This is a genomic window from Streptosporangium sp. NPDC006013 (genome assembly GCF_040614275.1).
Taxonomy (GTDB): domain Bacteria; phylum Actinomycetota; class Actinomycetes; order Streptosporangiales; family Streptosporangiaceae; genus Streptosporangium.
In genome coordinates this window covers 1-17,328 of the sequence record NZ_JBEXUE010000198.1, presented here as the reverse complement: position 1 = coordinate 17,328, position 17,328 = coordinate 1, and the positions used below count along the sequence as shown (strand labels likewise).

Annotated in this window: 16 protein-coding genes; 7 read left to right on the top strand and 9 right to left on the bottom strand. The window is 68.9% G+C overall.

The genetic code is table 11. The features are described 5' to 3' along the window. The coding region (locus ABZ260_RS27165) for an ATP-binding protein (protein WP_355623193.1) at positions 1 to 799 on the bottom strand (799 nt) is incomplete at its 3' end. Positions 800 to 1,010: 211 nt separating this feature from the next. Continuing rightward, positions 1,011 to 1,592 (bottom strand): AAA family ATPase, encoded by a 582-nt coding sequence (locus tag ABZ260_RS27160; RefSeq protein WP_355623191.1) that lies wholly within the window; start codon positions 1,590 to 1,592, stop codon positions 1,011 to 1,013. A 177-nt stretch (positions 1,593 to 1,769) separates the two neighbouring features. Here ABZ260_RS27160 and ABZ260_RS27155 point away from each other — a divergent pair, with 177 nt between their 5' ends. After that, entirely contained in the window at positions 1,770 to 3,209 is a 1,440-nt protein-coding gene (locus tag ABZ260_RS27155; RefSeq protein WP_355623188.1) for a DUF2079 domain-containing protein, read from the top strand. A gap of 55 nt (positions 3,210 to 3,264) precedes the next feature. On the opposite strand, the gene ABZ260_RS27150 is transcribed toward ABZ260_RS27155, so the two are convergent. After that, positions 3,265 to 3,435 carry a hypothetical protein gene (locus tag ABZ260_RS27150; protein WP_355623185.1) on the bottom strand — a complete coding sequence of 57 codons (171 nt, stop codon included), beginning with the start codon at positions 3,433 to 3,435 and terminating at the stop codon, positions 3,265 to 3,267. 102 nt (positions 3,436 to 3,537) lie between these two features. Then, on the bottom strand, positions 3,538 to 5,157 hold the full coding sequence (locus ABZ260_RS27145) for a helix-turn-helix domain-containing protein (protein WP_355623182.1): 1,620 nt from the start codon (positions 5,155 to 5,157) through the stop codon (positions 3,538 to 3,540). A 166-nt stretch (positions 5,158 to 5,323) separates the two neighbouring features. Here ABZ260_RS27145 and ABZ260_RS27140 point away from each other — a divergent pair, with 166 nt between their 5' ends. The 4 genes from ABZ260_RS27140 to ABZ260_RS27125 all read left to right on the top strand — a co-directional run bounded on the left by ABZ260_RS27140 (position 5,324) and on the right by ABZ260_RS27125 (position 9,490). Then, positions 5,324 to 6,181, top strand: coding sequence for a transporter substrate-binding domain-containing protein (locus ABZ260_RS27140; RefSeq protein WP_355623179.1), 858 nt, complete (start codon positions 5,324 to 5,326; stop codon positions 6,179 to 6,181). Positions 6,182 to 6,207: 26 nt separating this feature from the next. Then, complete coding sequence (locus ABZ260_RS27135; RefSeq protein WP_355623175.1) at positions 6,208 to 7,152, top strand: amino acid ABC transporter permease; 945 nt, start codon at positions 6,208 to 6,210, stop codon at positions 7,150 to 7,152. After that, positions 7,149 to 7,913, top strand: a complete 765-nt coding sequence (locus ABZ260_RS27130) for an amino acid ABC transporter ATP-binding protein (RefSeq protein ID WP_350925526.1) — start codon at positions 7,149 to 7,151, stop codon at positions 7,911 to 7,913. The genes ABZ260_RS27135 and ABZ260_RS27130 overlap by 4 nt, the downstream gene beginning before the upstream one ends. Positions 7,914 to 7,978: 65 nt before the next feature. Next, positions 7,979 to 9,490 (top strand): NAD(P)/FAD-dependent oxidoreductase, encoded by a 1,512-nt coding sequence (locus tag ABZ260_RS27125; protein ID WP_355623172.1) that lies wholly within the window; start codon positions 7,979 to 7,981, stop codon positions 9,488 to 9,490. Positions 9,491 to 9,577: 87 nt separating this feature from the next. Here the strand turns inward: ABZ260_RS27125 and ABZ260_RS27120 are convergent, their stop codons facing one another. Both ABZ260_RS27120 and ABZ260_RS27115 read right to left on the bottom strand, forming a co-directional pair. Further along, positions 9,578 to 10,825, bottom strand: a complete 1,248-nt coding sequence (locus ABZ260_RS27120) for an alkyl sulfatase dimerization domain-containing protein (protein WP_355623169.1) — start codon at positions 10,823 to 10,825, stop codon at positions 9,578 to 9,580. 163 nt (positions 10,826 to 10,988) lie between these two features. Further along, entirely contained in the window at positions 10,989 to 12,146 is a 1,158-nt protein-coding gene (locus ABZ260_RS27115) for an epoxide hydrolase family protein (RefSeq protein WP_355623166.1), read from the bottom strand. Positions 12,147 to 12,321: 175 nt separating this feature from the next. On the opposite strand from ABZ260_RS27115, the gene ABZ260_RS27110 reads away from it, so the two are divergent. Then, on the top strand, positions 12,322 to 14,427 hold the full coding sequence (locus ABZ260_RS27110) for a histidine kinase (RefSeq protein WP_355623163.1): 2,106 nt from the start codon (positions 12,322 to 12,324) through the stop codon (positions 14,425 to 14,427). Here ABZ260_RS27110 and ABZ260_RS27105 read toward each other — a convergent pair. Then, a complete protein-coding gene (locus ABZ260_RS27105; RefSeq protein ID WP_355623160.1) occupies positions 14,396 to 15,001 on the bottom strand; it encodes a response regulator transcription factor in 606 nt (201 codons plus the stop codon). The genes ABZ260_RS27110 and ABZ260_RS27105 overlap by 32 nt on opposite strands. Positions 15,002 to 15,136: 135 nt before the next feature. Between ABZ260_RS27105 and ABZ260_RS27100 the strand changes: the two genes are divergently transcribed. Beyond that, positions 15,137 to 15,784 carry a DUF6461 domain-containing protein gene (locus ABZ260_RS27100; protein WP_355623154.1) on the top strand — a complete coding sequence of 216 codons (648 nt, stop codon included), beginning with the start codon at positions 15,137 to 15,139 and terminating at the stop codon, positions 15,782 to 15,784. Between the two features lie 95 nt (positions 15,785 to 15,879). Here the strand turns inward: ABZ260_RS27100 and ABZ260_RS27095 are convergent, their stop codons facing one another. Both ABZ260_RS27095 and ABZ260_RS27090 read right to left on the bottom strand, forming a co-directional pair. Further along, positions 15,880 to 16,503 carry a DUF1707 domain-containing protein gene (locus ABZ260_RS27095; RefSeq protein ID WP_355623151.1) on the bottom strand — a complete coding sequence of 208 codons (624 nt, stop codon included), beginning with the start codon at positions 16,501 to 16,503 and terminating at the stop codon, positions 15,880 to 15,882. A 148-nt stretch (positions 16,504 to 16,651) separates the two neighbouring features. Next, positions 16,652 to 17,328 (bottom strand): GNAT family N-acetyltransferase (locus ABZ260_RS27090; RefSeq protein ID WP_355623148.1); only part of this gene is annotated, 677 nt, incomplete at its 5' end.

The window sequence follows — 17,328 nt, the reverse complement described above, 5'->3', positions numbered from 1 at the left end:
TGGCGTCGACCAGGGACTGAATCGCAGGAAGCAGCGGCCGGCCGGAACGCATCCGGCCGGTGGCCTCCGACCCCAGGGTCGGTCGGAACTGGTAGGAGTAGCCGTAACTCGGCACGATCTGCTGGAGCACGTGTTCCTCGGCGAGGATGAGCACCGCCGCGTTGGTGACACCCCCGTCGGGGGTGACCAACCGCAGGGCCTCCAGCAGGGCGCGGTCGTTGAGGGCGGCGAGGTGATCCCTGCCGCTGGACGTCAGCAACTGACGGAGCCTGTCGATCTCCACCGCACTGAGGTCGGTCATGTCGGCGCTGGAGATATCCGCGGACCAGTCCACCTGGCCGCGAGCGATCATGACCTCGCGTTGCTGATCGGGCGGGAACGGCAGGCACTCCTTCCCCAGGCGGCGGGTGGCGAGGCCCGCCGCGTTGCTGTGCGGAAGTACCCCCGGAGGAACGGTCACCAGGATCAACCGGGCATTGTCCACAATTTTTTCATGAACGAAAGGCGTGATGTGGGGCCTTGTCCGGTCGAATACGCCTTTGCGGATCTGGTCAATGGTGTAGGTCGATGGCACACCACGTAGGGCGTCGGCGCGCTCGCGGGCCTTGTCGTCGACCCCCAGCACCACGGTGCCGCCTTGGGCGTTGACGAAGCAGACCAGGGCATCGGCCAGCAGCCCCAGCGTTGCCTTGGGTGATTCCGCCACGAGCTTGAAATCGAGAGTGTCCGTTTCCAGGTCGTCGGCGGTGACGCCGTGGCCGAGCGCCTGCAGGGCTGCTTCCGCCTCATCGTGCTTCACACCATTGAGGCTAACTGAGAAGTGGTATCCAAGCCACGTTTCTCAGTTGACTCTCAACGGTGGCGTTCTCCATCGAAGGTTTTCCGCGCCCCCTGCGGGTCGGCGCCGACGGCCGCGCGATGCGCTTGGGCCGTGCGCTTAGAAGTCCAAGGCGGTGATCGACAGCTCCCACGTGCGGGGGCCTATTGCTGCATCTGCTGAGTCATCGAGGTCATCTTGCGTTGGCCGGGGAACCGTTCTGTGCGGGTGTCCCGACAAAGGCGGTGATGTGCTGGATATCGGGGCTGTAGCCGTTCGCGGTGTCGATCGTCAGCGTTGGGACGTCCAGCGAGATCGGCACGAAGGACTCGAGTGAGTGTTGCCCTGCCGCGATCGCTTCGAGTAGGTCTTGATCAGCGTGCGCCGCCCGGTGGTTGCCGTGCTCGGCGCGTTGGGCGATCCGAGCGTGGGCGATCGCTGCGGGGACCGTGCAGCGGATGACTCGGATGTGTGCGAGATCGGCGAGCGGTTCCAGGTTCGGGCGCCACAACCGGTCCTGGAAAGCGGCCTCGGCGACCACTGTCACGCCGGCTTTGAGCAGTACCTGCAGCACGGTGAAGAACGCGGCCAACGTGGGAAGGTTCAGCGGGTCCTGCGGGCCGGGCGTGAACCCCGGGGTGGCCAGAACCATCCCTTGTTTGATTTCGTCCCGGATGATCGCGGGGCATCCGAGATGGTGGGCGAGCTCGTGCGCGAGCGTCGTCTTGCCCATTCCGGGTGGACCGCTCACGACAGCTAGCGTCGGCAATGCCATAGTGCATTCTCACAGTTCAGCACGGCTGTTCCGGCTATTTCCCGGTCAGCATTGGGGGCTTGGTGCCGTCTTTCGCGTATTTCCGAAAGTAGAGGATCGAGATAACTCCTCGACGTCGGCATCATCACCGCCCTGCCTTATATCGATATGCCACGGTTTACCCTGTGATCTTCTACCATGATCGAAATGCGACATCGATATGTGGTGGCCTGCCTGGTAGTCGTGGCGGCAGTCGCGTACGCGACCTTGGGGTGGGTCGAGTACGCAAGGTTCCGGACCGGCATCTACGACCTGGTGATCTTCGACCAGGCCATCCGCGGCTATTCACAGTTCGAGGTTCCCGGCTCCTACGTCAAGGACCAGTGGAATCAGCTTGGCACCGCCGTGTCGGTCCTCGGCGACCATTTCTCCCCGATCCTGATCGTGCTGGCCCCCTTGTACTGGATCCATGACGGCCCGCAGACCCTCATCGTCGCGCAAGCGGTACTGTTCGCCACCGCCGCGATACCGCTATGGGTGCTGGCCCGCCGGCATTTGGGAGCCGGTGCTGCGCACTTGGTCGCTGTGGCGTACCTGTTGTCCTGGCCGATTGCCGAAGCGGTGACCTTCCACTTCCACGAGTACGCTTTCATGCCGCTGCTGACGGCCGTGCTCTTCGAACGACTCGATGCGGGCCGACGCTGGCCGGTGGTCATCTCGGCGGCCGCGTTGCTGCTCGTCAAGGAAGATGTGGGGTTCTTCGTCGCAGGACTCGGCCTGGCTCTGTTGTTTCGCAGGCACTGGCGGCTTATCGGGGGCGCGATGGTCGTGGCCGGCCCGCTGGCGGTGTGGGTGTCGAGTCAGATCATCATTCCCGCCTTCGGAGGTTCGGCGAGCCGTTACTGGTACTACAGCGGCCTTGGCGCGAGCCCGGGCGAGGTCGTGGCCCGCATTCTCGCCCACCCGCTGGACGCCTTGGCCGTATTGACCTCTCCGGGCGTCAAGGTGAGCACGATGTTTCTGTTACTGGCTCCGCTCCTGCTCCTGCCACTGGCCTCGCCGTACATGCTGGCACCCGCGATGCTCATCCTGGAAAGGATGCTGGCCACCGACCAACCGGGCTGGTGGGGTACCGGCTACCACTACAACTCCGCCGTCATCATGGCCCTGCTGTGCGCGTCGATCGACGGAATCCAGCGACTCCAGCACCGGCGCTCCGAGCCGGGGGCAAAGATCGGCCGTCGATGGAACCCCGGCCAGATCTGGGCCGCGAGCACAGCGGTGATCGCTGTTGCGCTGATGATGTCCTTCCCCCTCCGGGACCTCTTCGATCCGGCCTTCTACAGACGCGAAGAGCGCCACCACGCTGCTGCCGCCGCTATCGCGACCGTTCCTGACGGTGTGCTGGTGGAGGTGGCCAACCAGGTAGGTCCGAACCTTTCGAGCAGGACCAAAGTGGTGATCTGGCGGTCAATGCCGCGCCGTGCCCCGTGGGTCGTGGCCGATGTCGCCTCACCACAACCGATGTTCAAGACCATCACCGAACAGCACGATGATGTCGCCGAACTTCGCGCGGGTGGCTACCAGGTGGTGTTCGCGCGGGAAGGCTATGTCGTCCTCCGGAGGACTGGAAGCTGAGCAAAGGCATCGCACGCTCCTTGACCGCCGATGTTACCGACTGGTAGCGGTGATGTCACCGCTCCTGAGACATGGCTACCGCCGGCTGATCCTCAGGGTCGGCCAGCATCGTCCACTCCAGGTCCCGGGCGAACGCGGGCTCCCAGGCGATGCAGCCCGGCTGCTCAAGACCGATGGACGGGGTCGTGATCGACTGGTGCGCGCCGCCCTCGGACGACAGCGTCACGCCGGACGGCGTACCGATGATGATCGACTGTCCGCCGGCGTAGATGCCGTACGACCAGGGTTCGAGCGCGCGTGAGATGAACGGGTCGTACCTGCGGAGGGGTCAGATGGTGCCCGGCCCCTCGCGGTTCCACAGCCGGAGTTGCAGGTCCAGCACCACCCGGTCGTCGGGGTCGTCGAGCCGGTAGCCGCCCACCTGCTCCAGCCGGGTCAGCCGGTAGCGGATGGTGTTGGGGTGCACGAGCAGTGTCCGTGCCGTGGCGCCCACATCGCCGAACGTGCCGAGGTAGGCGGCGATGGTCTCGATGAGACAGCTGTGGTGGCTCCGGTCGTACTCGACCAGACGGCGGAACCGCTCGTCGCTCAGCAGATCCGTCACCCCCAGCGTGGTGAGCGCCTCGGAGAGCAGCACCGCCGTGAGCTGGCCGTCGAGGCTGATCACCGGCCGGTCGGGCGTGTACGCGACGGTCTCGCACACCCGGTCGACCTCCGCGCGGGCCGCGGCCACGGTCGGCACCGACAGGGACGAGGCGATCGCCGCCCGGAAGGTGGACCCCCGGTGCCGCTCGAACGCCGTCAGGGTGCGCCGGGCCCAGTTCAGGTAGCGGTCCACCTCGACCCGGCCGGGGAGGACGGCGTACAGGCGCAGCCCGACCGGGGCCACCATCGACTCGTCGCGGACGGAGTGGGCGTGCACCGTCAGCATCGTCACCGCCTCGGTGGAGGAGAGCCACTGGCGCGCGCCGGCGTCGCCGACCGCTTCGAAGGCCACCACGGCGAACTCCTCGGGGGCGTCGAGGCTCAGTTGCCGGACGAACCCGGCGTCGTCGCGCTGCGGGTTGGGGGCGAGCATGCGCTGCACGAACTCGGTGCCCATGCTGTGGATGAGGCGGCTCTGGCCGACGAGCCGCGCGGCGAAGACCGATGCCGCGACCAGGTGCTCCTCGGTCTGCCGGGAGAAGGGCCGGCCCGTCTCCTGCGCCCAGATGGTGCCCAGGTACTCGCCGGACCGAGGGTCGTGCATGCCGACCCCGAGCCTGCGCCGGAACCCGATCTTCTCGTTCAGCGTCACCGTGGTACGGGGACGCCGCAGCCGGTCGTAGACCCGCATGGCCTGGAGCTCCGCCATGTGCCCGGCCGGGGGTTCGCGCCCGAGGATGGTGCGGCGCCGGATGTCGTCGGCCTGGTCGCTGTAGGGCGAGAAGGCGAGCACCCGCCCCTGCACGTCCTCGATGGAGATCAGCGTGCCGGTCATCATGCCGAGCGCCTTGGCGAGTCCGAAGAGGTCGTTGTGCTCGCCGAGCGCGGGGCCGGCTCCCTGCGGGAACCGCTCCTCGGACTCCTGGCCGAAGCGTTCGACCGCGGCGACCAGGCGCCACCACGGCGCCCGGTCGGTGACCCCGAGGACCGGGACCGGCACGTCGCGCAGCGACCACGGATCGACGTCCCCGAGTTTCACGACGAGCGCTCCGGGCCGGTGGCGGGCCAGGTCGGCGACCGCCTCGACCGCCGCCGGCCCGCCGGTGCCGAGGAGCAGCACGACGGCGCCGTCCAGCTCGTGGTCATCGGGCAGGTCCGTCCCGTCGGACAGGTCGAGGACGACGCAGCCGCCGATGGGAACATCCAGCCCCTCGGGGGCGTGGACCGCCGACACGAAGGGGTCGCGTACCGCGTCGAGGAGCTCGGCCAGGGTGGATGACCAGCGTGGGTACCTAGTTTTCACATGACTCCGGCACGTTGTGATTTGGATGAAACCTACCTGTCCGAGTATCCAGTGAACTGGACAAAAATATAGAGAGCCGTACAAAGCCCTTGGGGCGTTCGGCATTTTAGGGTGACAGCACTCACCACGGCCGACCGGCCGGAACCCAGGAATCAGGAGGACCGACATGACGTTGGTTCGCACCCGGCGCGCCCTCCGCGTTGTCGCCGCAGGCGTGCTCGGCGCCGCCGTCCTCTCAGCGTGTGGCAGTTCCTCAAGCGATTCCGCGTCCGGCCCCGACGCCGGCTCCGGCTCGCAGGTCTACACCATCCCCCAGCAGATCGGCGTCCCGCCGTACAGCTTCCTGGACGAGAGCGGCAAGCTCGTCGGCCTGCTGCCGGACCTGTCCACCGCGCTCGGCGAGGAGATGGGGGTGACCGTCAAGAACGAGCAGGCGTCGTTCGAGAACTCACTCCTGGGCCTGCAGCGCGGCACCTACGCCTGGGTGCCGGGCGCCGACGTCACGGCCGAGCGGCTGGAGAAGTTCGACTTCGCCACCACCCTCGTCGAGAGCTACGGCTTCCGGGTCAAGGCCGACGGCGTCGCCATCGGTGACTCACTCGACGACCTGTGCGGGCTCTCCGTCGCGGTGACCGCGGGTTCGAGCCCGGTCTCGGCCCTCCAGGACCAGTCCGGGAAGTGCGAGGCCGCCGGGAAGAAGCCCATCGACGTGCAGACCTTCGCCGACCAGGCGACCGCCGACCTCGCGGTCAAGAGCGGCCGGGCCGACACCTCCACGGCCACCGCCAGCGGCCTGGGCTACCAGACGCGCACCGAACCCGGCGTGTGGAAGATCACCGGGCCGACGTACCAGGCGATCGACATCGGGTTCGCCTCGATGAAGGGTGACGGTATGGCGGCCAAGTTGCAGCAGGCCACCGAGGCGCTGATCAAGAAGGGCGGCTACGCCGAGATCCTCGCCAGGTACGGCACCGAGAACATGGCGATCACCGCCTCGGTGATCAACCCAGAACCGAACGCATGAGTGAGATCCGGACAGGTGGGGCCGGCGTGAGCGCCGTACCCACCGGCCAGGCCGGGCCGGACGGGCCAGGCGGGGCGGCGGCGGACTGGCGCCGGCGGATGGAGGAGATCTCGCGGCTCCCGCACGGGCGCCCGCTCCACCTCGGCCGGCTGACCGTCGCGGTGCTGATGGTGCTCGCGGTCGCCGGTCTCGCGGTCAGTGTCGCCCGCAACCCCGCCTTCGAGTGGGCCACCGTGGCCGACTACTTCTTCTCCGAGCGGGTGCTGAACGGCCTGCTCAACACCATCACGCTGACCGCCCTGTCGATGGGGCTGGCCCTGGTGGTCTCGGTGGTCATCGCGAACATGCGGCTCTCGGCGAATCCGGTGCTGCGCGCGGTCAGCGGGACCTACGTCTGGTTCTTCCGGTCCATCCCGCTGCTGGTCCTGCTCATCCTCTGGTTCAACATCTCGCTGATCTATCCGACGTTCAGCCTGCCCAACCCCTTCGGGGGCGACCTGTTCGCGCTGCAGACGCGCAACCTGATGACCGCCTACTGGTCGGCGGTGCTGGCCTTCGGCCTCCAGCAGGCGGCCTACACCTCGGAGATCATCCGCTCCTCGCTGCTGGCGGTCCCCAAGGGGCAGCGCGAGGCGGCGCTCGCCCTGGGCATGACGCCGTTCGACATCTTCCGCCGCATCGTCTTCCCCCAGGCGATGAAGATCGCGGTGCCGCCGGTGAGCAACGACCTCATCAACCTGATGAAGGCCACCTCGCTCGTCGCCTTCATCTCGGTCTCGGACCTGCTCTACAGCGTCCAGCAGATCTACAACCGCACGTTCGAGGTCGTCCCGCTGCTCATGGTGGCGACCATCTGGTACATGATCCTCGTCAGCGTGCTGTCGGTCGGCCAGTACTACCTGGAGCGCGTGCTCGGCCGGAGCACCGCCACGACGACGCGCCGCGTCGGACGAGTGAGGGCCCAGCCATGACGACACCGCTGATCAGCGCGCTGCACGTGCGCAAGTCCTTCGGTCAGCACACGGTCCTGCACGACGTGTCGCTGGACGTCCACCAGGGGGAGGCGGTCTGCCTGCTCGGCCGCTCCGGCAGCGGCAAGAGCACCTTCCTACGCTGCCTCAACCTGCTTGAGCGCACCGACTCGGGAGTGGTCATGCTGGACGGCGAACTGCTCGGCTACGAGGAGCGTGGCGGCAAGATCCACCGGCTGTCGGCGAAGCGGGAGGCCAGGCAGCGCCAGCGCCTCGGCATGGTGTTCCAGCAGTTCAACCTGTTCTCGCACAAGACCGTGCTGGAGAACGTGGTCGAGGCGCCCATCCGGGTGCTGCGCCGCCCGGCCGACGAGGCGCGCCGTGACGCGCACGAGCTGCTCGACCGGGTCGGCCTGGCCGAGAAGGCCGACGCCTACCCGGCCCAGCTCTCCGGCGGTCAGCAGCAACGCGTCGCGATCGCCCGCGCCCTGGCCATGAAGCCCCAGGTACTGCTCTTCGACGAACCGACCTCGGCGCTCGACCCCGAGATGGTCAACGAGGTGCTGCAGGTCATCCGCGGCCTGGTGCTCGACGGGATGACCACCATCATCGTCACCCACGAGATCGGATTCGCCCGCGAGGTCTGCGACCGGTTCGTGTTCATGGAGGACGGCCGCATCGTCGAGGAGGGTCCGTCCAGCCGGCTGTCCGGCGAGGCCGAGCACCCGAGTACCCGCGACTTCCTCAGCAAGGTCCTCTAGCCCCGGCGCCCGCGAGCGCCGCACACCATCGTGCCCCGGCACGAACTCGACAGAGAGAAGCAGTCATGCCATCGACGGGCGGAGCCATGCCCTCTGTGGCCGTGATCGGCGGTGGGGTCGCCGGACTCGCGGCGGCCCACCAGCTGAAGCGGCACGGGTATTCGTTCACCGTGTTCGAGACCGAGGACGGGCCCGGCGGCACCTGGCGGGTCAACCGTTTCCCCGGCGCCGAGGTCGACACGCCGGCCCCGATGTACTCGTTCTCATTCGCCCCGTACGACTGGTCACGGTCCTACCCCGGCCAGGCGGAGCTGCAGTCCTACCTTGAGCACGTGGCCGACCGATTCGACCTCAGGGCGCACTTCCGGTTCGGCCGCACCGTCCGGCGGCTGGTCTGGGAGGAGGACGGCCAGCAGTGGGCCGTGCACCTCGACACCGGGGAGGTGCGGCGTTTCACCGCCGTGGTGACCGCAGTCGGGCTGCTGAACGTCCCGAACGAGCCCGCCTGGCCCGGCCGCGAACTGTTCACCGGCGACATCTTCCACACCGCGCGGTGGCGCCCCGACGTGGCGCTCGACGGACGCCGGGTGGGAGTGGTCGGCACCGGCTCGACGTCCGCCCAGATCGTCGCGGAGCTCGGTGGCCGCGCCGGGCACCTGACGGTGTTCCAGCGCCAGCCGGCCTGGGTGGACCCGAAGGTCTCGCTCCCGTTCACCGAGGAGGAACGCGCCCGGCGGCGCCACCCGGTGACGCGGCGGCTCATCCGGTGGCGGCTCTTCCTGGAGCTGGAGCGCAAGTGGCTCGGTGGCCGGATCATCCGGCCCGGCGGGACCGTCGACACCCGGGCGGTCAAGGTCTGCCAGGACTACCTCGAAGAGGTGTTCGGCGGCCACCCCGACCTCAAGGCGGCGCTGACACCGAACTCGGCCTACCTGGGCAAGCGGGCGATCCACAGCTCCACCTTCTACCCGACCCTGCTCCGCGACGACGTCACCCTCGTTCCCCACGCGGTGGAGCGGATGACCGAGACCGGAGTGGTGGACGCCGCGGGCCGGGAGCACGAGCTCGACGTCGTGATCACCGCGACGGGCTTCCGCGCGGCCGAGTTCCTCTGCGGTCTGGAGGTACGCGGACGCGGCGGGCGTGACCTGCGGGAGAAGTGGGGCGACGACCCCATGGCGTTCCTCGGGATCATGGTGGACGAGATGCCGAACCTCTTCATGATGTACGGCCCCAACACCAACTACTACGCCCCGGTGTTCAACTTCGAGCAGCAGGCGAAGTTCGTGGTCCGGTCGCTGCGGGAGATGCGCCGCCGAGGGGCCTCGGCCGTCGAGGTCCGGCCCGAGGCGGTCAGGCGGTTGAACCGGTGGTTGAAGCGCCGGCTGGACGCCAGCTCGTTCGCCCAGGCACCGAACTACTTCCGCTCGGCGAGCGGCCGGGTGGTCACCCAGTGGCCGGACGGCGCCTCGGTCTACTGGTTGCTGACCCGGACCCAGCACGCCCGCGCCGCGCGGTTCTTCCGCGCTCCGATGGCACCGGCGTCGCCGGACGACAGGCACGTCTCCGTGCCGTGAGCCCGCTCGACTGGCTCGGCCCGGAAGGTCTGATCCTTCACCTCCATCGGAGCCGTAACATGCTCTGTCCTCCGGGACCGAACTCGGTCAGAGTTCTCCGGCGGTCCTGCGGGACTCCTCGGCCGCCCAGGTGAACACGCCCTTCGACATCAGGGACGCCTCCGACTCCGCTCTGGTCGCGTACACCTCGGCCCGGACCCGGTGCAGCGCCGCGTCGTCGGGCGCGGCCTGTACGGCCATCTCCGCCAGGTGTCCCGCCAGCCGCTGGTCTCCGCCTGCCAGCGCCCGGAGCGCGGCGTCGGCCAGCTTTTCCGCGCCCCCGGCCAGCTCCGCGATCGCCGAGGCCAGCTCGGCGTCGGGGGCGGGCTTGAGGCGGGCGGGGTTGCCGTCGTACCAGCCGCCGTACAGCCGCCAGATGTTGCGGACCACGAACTCCGGCTCGTCGTAGTGCGGGCGCAGGTAGGGCCGCTCCGCCAGATGGGCGGGCGGCTGTACCGCGCGCACGATGTCGTCCAGCCGGGCGCCCTCGTTGAGCATCTCCAGGGTGCGCTCGACCATGGACTCCAGCCACTCGGCGGTCTCGGTCAGCGCCTGCTCGACCCGGTCGGCGCCGAAGATCGGGGCACCGTGACCGGGCAGCATGATCTCCGGCCGCAGCGTGGCCATCCGGCGCAGCGCGATCGCCCACTCGCGCGGGTAGCGCTGCGCCTTCTGCGGGTTGCCGCAGTTGGGGGTCACCCAGATGAACAGGTCGCCGGGGAGCAGGATGCGCCGGGAGGGGATCCAGCCCACGCTCGCGTCGTCGGTCTCGCCCTTGGCGTGGAAGAGCTCGACGTGGCCGGCCGTCAGCTCGTCGCGGTAGGTCACGTCGGGGTGGCGGTACTCGGTGGGCCAGGTCAGGTCGGGCGCCTGGAACTGCCGCCGGTTGATGACGGCGTTGTAGCCCGCTGTCAGCACGTAGCGCTCGAACCGGGCGGTGATCGCCTCGTGCCCCACCACCATCGGCCGGGGCCGCCCCGCCGCCCCGGCCTCCGCGTCGAGCGGCCCGACCCCCGAGACGTGGTCGATGTGCCCGTGGGAGTAGATCGCCGTGCTCACCGGCTCGTCGGTCCAGGCCCGCAGGTCGGCGTGGAGCCGGTCGGCGTCGAACGGGTTGCCGGTGTCGAACAGCGTCACCTCCCCGCCCTGCCGGAGCGCGATCACGTTGCCGAAACCGCTGCGGAAGCCGACTCCGTCGACGACCTCCACGAAGCCCTGCTCGGCGAGCCCCACGTGCACGATGCTGTCGGGGGCCTCGCCCCGCCACACGGTGTCGGCGTACTCGACGATGTTCATAAGGCAGCCGACCTTTCCTTGTCCCGCTCGGGGGGCGACGACCCCTACCACCATCATGAGCGTGCCCGCTTCGCCTCCTGCCGGTCGAGGTGCGGGTCGAGGGTCAGGGCCGAGACGAGGACGGCGGCGGGTGATCGGTGATCGCCCAGGAGGCCCGGCACCGTCAGGCGAACATGCGGAAGAACTCGCGGATGTCGTCGATGAGCAGGTCGGGGGCGTCGTGGGCGGCCCAGTGGCCGCCGCGGTCGTGTTCCTTCCAGGACACGATGTCGGCGTGGTCGCGCTCGGCGAACCGGCGCAGCGGGCGGAAGTCGTAGGCGAAGGAGGACAGGCCGATCGGGAAGGTGGTCTGCGAGGTGTCCTGCTCCGCGTGGTGGTTCTCGTAGTAGAGCCGCGCCGACGACGCGGCGGTGTTGGTCAGCCAGTAGATCGTGGCGTTGGTGAGGATCAGGTCCGGGTCCGGGACCTCGGCCAGCAACTGGCCGATCCAGGCGAGCTGACCGGCGGGCGAGTCGGCCAGGCCGTGGGCGAGGGTCTGCGGCTGCGCCTGCTGGGCGGTGTCGTGGATGGAGTGCGCGACGAAGGACTGCAGGAAGCCCAGGTACTGCATGTCCTCCGGGGAGAGATCCACGAACTCGGCGGGGTCGCCGGAGGGGAAGGAGAAGATCTGGTTGACGTGCACGCCGATGAGCCGGTCGGCGTGGCGGCGGCCCAGCTCGGGGCTGACCATCGCGCCGGCGTCGTTGCCGTGCGCGCCGAACCGCTCGTAGCCCAGCCGGCTCATCAGCTCGGCCCAGGTGTCGGCGATGCGGGCCATGTTCCAGCCCTTGCTCGCGGTGTGCCCGGAGAAGCCGAAACCCGGAATGGACGGGATGACCACGTCGAAGGCGTCGGCGGGGTCGCCGCCGTGCGCGGCGGGGTCGGTGAGCGGGCCGATCAGGCCAAGGTACTCCACGAACGTGTTGGGCCAGCCGTGGGTGAGGATCAGCGGGGTGGCGCTCGGCTCGGGCGACCTGACGTGCAGGAAGTGGATGTTCTGCCCGTCGATCTCGGTGGTGAACTGCGGGAAGGCGTTGATCCTGGCCTCCCACGCCCGCCAGTCGTAGCTGTCACGCCACCGCGCCACCAGGTCACGGACGAAGGAGACCGGCACGCCGTACTCCCAGCCGGGCGACACTGGTCCCTTCTGCACCCCGTCGGTCACCTCGGACTCGGGCAGTTCCTCGGCGAACCGGGTGCGGGCCAGCCGGTCCCGCAGGTCGTCCAGGTCGGCCTGCGGGATCTCGACACGGAACGGTTCGATCTTCTCGTGAGTGCTCACGAATGCCTCCTCGATAGGTTCTGACCTGCACAAGCCTGGCAAGGAGCGTGATCGTGCCGGTAGTGCCTCCAGCACCGGTTCCGATGGGGTTCGCACACCCCGCCATGCGAATCGCACATCCGCCATATGCGGTGGACATAATGTCCATTCCGGGCATTCGATTAGGGGGCGGCGCATGCGGTGGGCCTTGTTGCCGTCGTTCGCCTGCCTCCTGCTGTACGGCGCCTTCCGGATCAGCGTCCTGACGATCGGGACATCGTTCGGCAGGCCGCCGGACGCGGCGATCCTCGCGTTCGGCACGTCCGTCGTGATCGCCCTCGGCTGCCTGTACGCCCTGGTCGTGCTGCGGACCTCGGCCCGCCGCCCGGTGCGCGGGCTCGTGCTGGTCCAGGCACTGCTGACCTTCGGGCCGTACGCCGTCATCGGCGAGTCCTGGGGGCCGATCTCGGCGCTGCTGCTCGCCTCGGTGCTGCTCGGCTTCACCGGCCGGGTGTCCTGGCTGTCGGCGGCGCTCGTCGCGCTCGCCGAGTTCCTGGTCCGGGTGTGGTGGCTCCCCGGAGGGGGGCTCACATACGCGGCCTGGGCGATGCTCGCGACCGGCGCGATAGGGCTGGGCTTCTTCGCCATGGCGCACCTGGCCCACCTGGTCGGGGAACTGCGCGCGACCCGCGCGGAACATACCTCGTTCGAGGTGGCGCGCGAGCGGCTGCGGATCGCCGGCGAGCTGCGCACGATCCTGGGCGAGCGGCTCGCCGTCATCATCAGGGGGGCGCGGACCCGGCCGGCCGAGATCGTCGAGGTCGCGCGGGAGGCACTGGACCGGGTCAGGTCGGTGGCCGACGACTACCGCGACAGGTCACTGGCGGCCGAGGTCGAGGCCGCGCGGGCGGTGCTGGCGGCGGCCGGGGTGCCGGCCACCGTCGAGGCTCCCGAGCTCCGCCTGCCGGAACGTGCCGACGCCGCCCTGGCCGCACTGCTCAGGCGTACGGTGATCGCCGGGTTGCGGCACGGCACGCCGGAACACTGCCTGATCGAGGTGGACGGTACGGGCAGGCTCAAGGTCACTTTCACCGGCCTGCCCGGGGCGCCGCTGCGCGAGGCCGCGGCACCGGTGGAGGCGGAGGTCGTCGAACTCGGCGGCACGGTGTCACTGGAGGCGCGGGTCCCGCTCGGCCCGCGTACCCCGGAAAGGATCTACACCCCCCGCTGGCTGGCCTGGGTGGTGCTGCTGGTCCTGGAGATCGATCACATCGGTACGGTGGCGCTGAAACTATTCGGTGCCCGCGACCTGGCGCTCGCCGCGCCGAGCGTGATCCAGATCATCGTGGTCGTGGTCTGCCTGCCGCTGGTCGCGGTGCTGCAGTTGCGCCATGTGCTCCCGCGGGAACACCTGGCCTGGCGGTGGACACTGCTCCTGCAGGTCGTTCTGCTCTTCACCCCGATGGCCCTCGTCGGCGACATCGTGCCCCCGTCCTATGCCGGGCTGGTCGCGGGCGTGGTGCTCTTCCACATGCGAGCCCCCTGGTCGTGGGCGTTCGCCGCGCTCCTCGTCTGCCTGCCCCTGCCGCTGTCACCCGGCTCCAACGTGCACGTGACCGTGCTGCTCAGCCTCGTGTCCATGGTCATGGTGTACGCGCTCTGCCGTCTCCCGGTCACCGCCGCGCAACTGGAACAGGCTCGCCGGGAGCTGACCCGGATGTCGGTGGTCAGGGAACGGCTGAGGATCGCCCGCGACGTGCACGACCTGCTGGGATTCCAGCTCTCCGCGATCGTCGTCAAGGGCGAGCTGGCCGTACGGCTGGCCGATGCCGACCCCGGCGCGGCGCGGGCGCACCTGGCCGAGCTGGTCACGGTCGCGGAACAGGCGCTGTCATCCGTGCGGTCGATCACCGAGGAGGAGGCAGGTCTGGCGTTCGGCGAGGAGGTGCAGACGGCGCGTTCCATGTTGTCGGCCGCCGGGATCGACGCGCGGGTACGGCTCGACGCGACGCCGGTCGGCTCGCTGGGGGCGATCGTGTTGCGCGAGGCGGTGACCAACGTGGTACGGCACTCCGGCGCTCGGGTGTGCGAGATCGAGACGTCGCTGGAGGCGGGAGTCGTCTGGCTGCGGGTGTCGAACGACGGCGCGCTCCCCGAGACGCGCGGGCGGGCGGGCAGCGGGCTGGTCAACCTCGCGGCGCGGACCGAGGAGGTCGGCGGGAGCCTGGCGGTACGGCGCGACGGCGACCGTTTCACGCTGACCGCGGGTCTTAGAGCCAGCCCGCCTCGGTCGCGATCCTGATGGCGTCCACCCGGTTGCGCGCGTTGAGCTTGGTGACACAGGAGGCCAGGTAGTTGCGGACCGTGCCGTAGGAGAGACCGACCTGCGCGGCGATCTCCGGTGGCTCGGCGCCGGAGGCGGTCAGCCGCAGCACCTCGGCCTCCCGCTCGGTCAGCGGGCTGGCCGGGAGGTCGAGGGCGGCGAAGGCGAGCTGCGGATCCACCACCCTGCCGCCCCCGGCGACCGTACGAATCGCCTCGGCCAGCTCCTTCGGCCGGGAGTCCTTGACCATGAACCCCGCCACGTGCGCGGACAGCGCCCGCCGCAGGTTGCCCGGCTGCCCCACTCCGGTGAGGATCAGAGCCCGGCACTGGGGCAGCTGTTCGTGCAGCTCGGCCGCCGCACTGAGCCCGTTCATCCCGGGCAGCTCGATGTCGATCACGGCCACGTCGGGGCGGGTGCGCAGCGCGGTGGCCACGATCACGTCACCGGCCGCGACCTCGGCGACGACCTCTATGTCGTCCTCCAGCGACAGCAGGGCGGCCAGCGCCTGGCGCAGCATGGTCATGTCCTCGGCCAGCAGAACGCGGATCACTCGGCCCCCACTTCTGGATCGAACGGCGAGACGCTGTTCATGACTTCACCGTATGGCTATCATCTGCGACCGGACCATCGAGGGCCTGAAAACCCAGATGCGCGAGGTGTCGGTGGGGGCTGCGAACATGCCGGGATGATCGCGACTCCTGATGACTACTCCTGGTTCTCCCGCGAGCGCTTCCCCGAGCTGGCGGATGCCTACTGCTTCACCTACGTCCGCGGCCTGACGCCTGAGGAACTGGTGACCCGGCTCGGCGTCCGGGTTGAAGACTGCTCTCGCATGACGCTTGATGAGCTGATCCAGTATTCCTACTTCGGCTTTTACGAGCGGCAATCCTTTGGGGTCGTCGCCGTCGGAGACTGGGTGCTCATGGTCGAGGCCAACGGCGGGCTCGGCGTCAGCGAAGAGATCATCATGCCGTTGTCGGCGGGCACTCGCCTCGTCTCCCACTTCTACCTTGAGGTCAAGGGGATGGACTACTTCTACTGGATCGAAGACGGAAAGATCCGGTTCGAGTTCGCTTACCAGGAAGGCTATTCCCACTGGATCGAAGACGGAAAGATCCAGTTCAGGTTCCCGCACGATGAAAGCTACTCAGAGGAGATGCCGGACGAACTCGCAGAGACCATGGAGCGGATCGACTCCCCCGTCTACCCGATCGCCGAGCCCTACGAAGGGCCGGCGTTCCTCCTGGCCGAGCGCCTCACCGGGATCACGATGACGCCGCAGCTGCTGGAGGAGTCCACCTACCTGTGCGGAGGCGTTCCCGGACCGAGGTGAGCAGAACCCGCCGTCCGCCGGTGAATCGCTCCGCTGCGGGCTCCACGGGGGCACCGTCCTCCGTGGGCCTGCCGCACCAAGCCATCAGGATGAAATCAAGGACGTGTCGTAGGCGGGCTTACATGTGCGGACATGCGCTTCAGCCTGCGGCGTTCACGGCCGTTGGGATGGCGGACGACCACGCCTGCCGGGCCGCCGGTGCCGGTGAGGCGGATCAGTGGTGTGCCCGGCAGCCGGTCGGGAGTGGTCTTGTCCCTCAGACCGCCGAGGCCGGGATCCATCCCGCCGGTCTCCACGGCCCAGCCGTCAGGGAGGATGATCGTGACCCCGGCCATCTGGCCGTGTGCCTCCACCTCGACCTCGGGCAGCCGGCAGTCGGTCTGGGTGAAATCGAGCTTGACGCCGGCCATGCCGCCGTACGCGATCACTTTCGCGGGTACCTGCCAGCGCCCGACGCGCGCCGCGCCGTGAAGGCCTCCCTTGAGGACCAGCGGCTGTCCCGGGTCCGGCGGAACCACGGGCGGCAGGTCGGCGGTGAGGGGCGTCAGATCGGCGTAGGTTCTGGCGGTCAGCGCCCGTTCCAGCCTCTCGTCGAGCTCGGTCAGTTCGATACGGCCCTCGGCCGCCGCCTCGTTCAGCCGTGTCACCACCGCTTCGCGCTCGGCATGGGAGACGCGCAGTTCACCACGACGGAAGGATTCCGGGTACTCAGCGGTCATGTAGTCGATGATACGGAGATGTGGGTACAAACGCGGCTACTGCCGATCACTGGTCAGTGGGCGGCCGGGATGTCGACGGGCACCTGGCTGCGTCGTACGTACCGCACTGCGGCGAGCGCGCCGATGACGCACAGCACGCCGGTGACGGTCAGCGAGGTGTGGAAGCCGTTGACGGCTCCAGTTGGACCTGTGTCTCGGCGTCGGTGAATCCGACCGAGCGGTATACGCGGATCGCGACGTAGCTCGGATCGGCCACCATGACGAGCGTGTGCGCGTTCAGATGTTCCAGAGCGTGCCGGCCGGCCGTGTACACGAGGGTTCCGGAAAGGCCCTGGTTTCGATGTGCCGGGTGGGTGTCGACGGCCTGGTAGCGCGCGAGCCCCGAACCATCGGTGAACAGGCCGAGCCCGGAGACCATGCGGTCGTTCACGAAGGCTCCGAACCACGCGCCGCACCCGCGTTCCTGCAGCCGGCGCATCGCCGCCAGATTGCGCTGGGCGAACACCCGGTATCCCTCGATGTCGGGACCGGGGTTGGTGGCCTCCTGCAGTGCCAGCGCGGCGGACCAGTCCTCGTCGCCGTTCAGGACGCGGAAGTGAGCGTCACGGTTGGGGCGCGGCGGCGGGTGCACCGCACCGGCCGTCATCACGGTGCTCCGCTCGACATCGAGGCTCGCCGCCGCCAGCTCCTCCGGCTCGCCGGCGTCGCCGGTGACACCGTCGACACCGAGGGCGACGTGGCCGGCGTCCGGGAACTCGCGGTGGAAGGTGCTCACCCACGAGGCCACCGTTCCGGGGGCTGGCGGGGTGTCCAGCAGGATGAAGT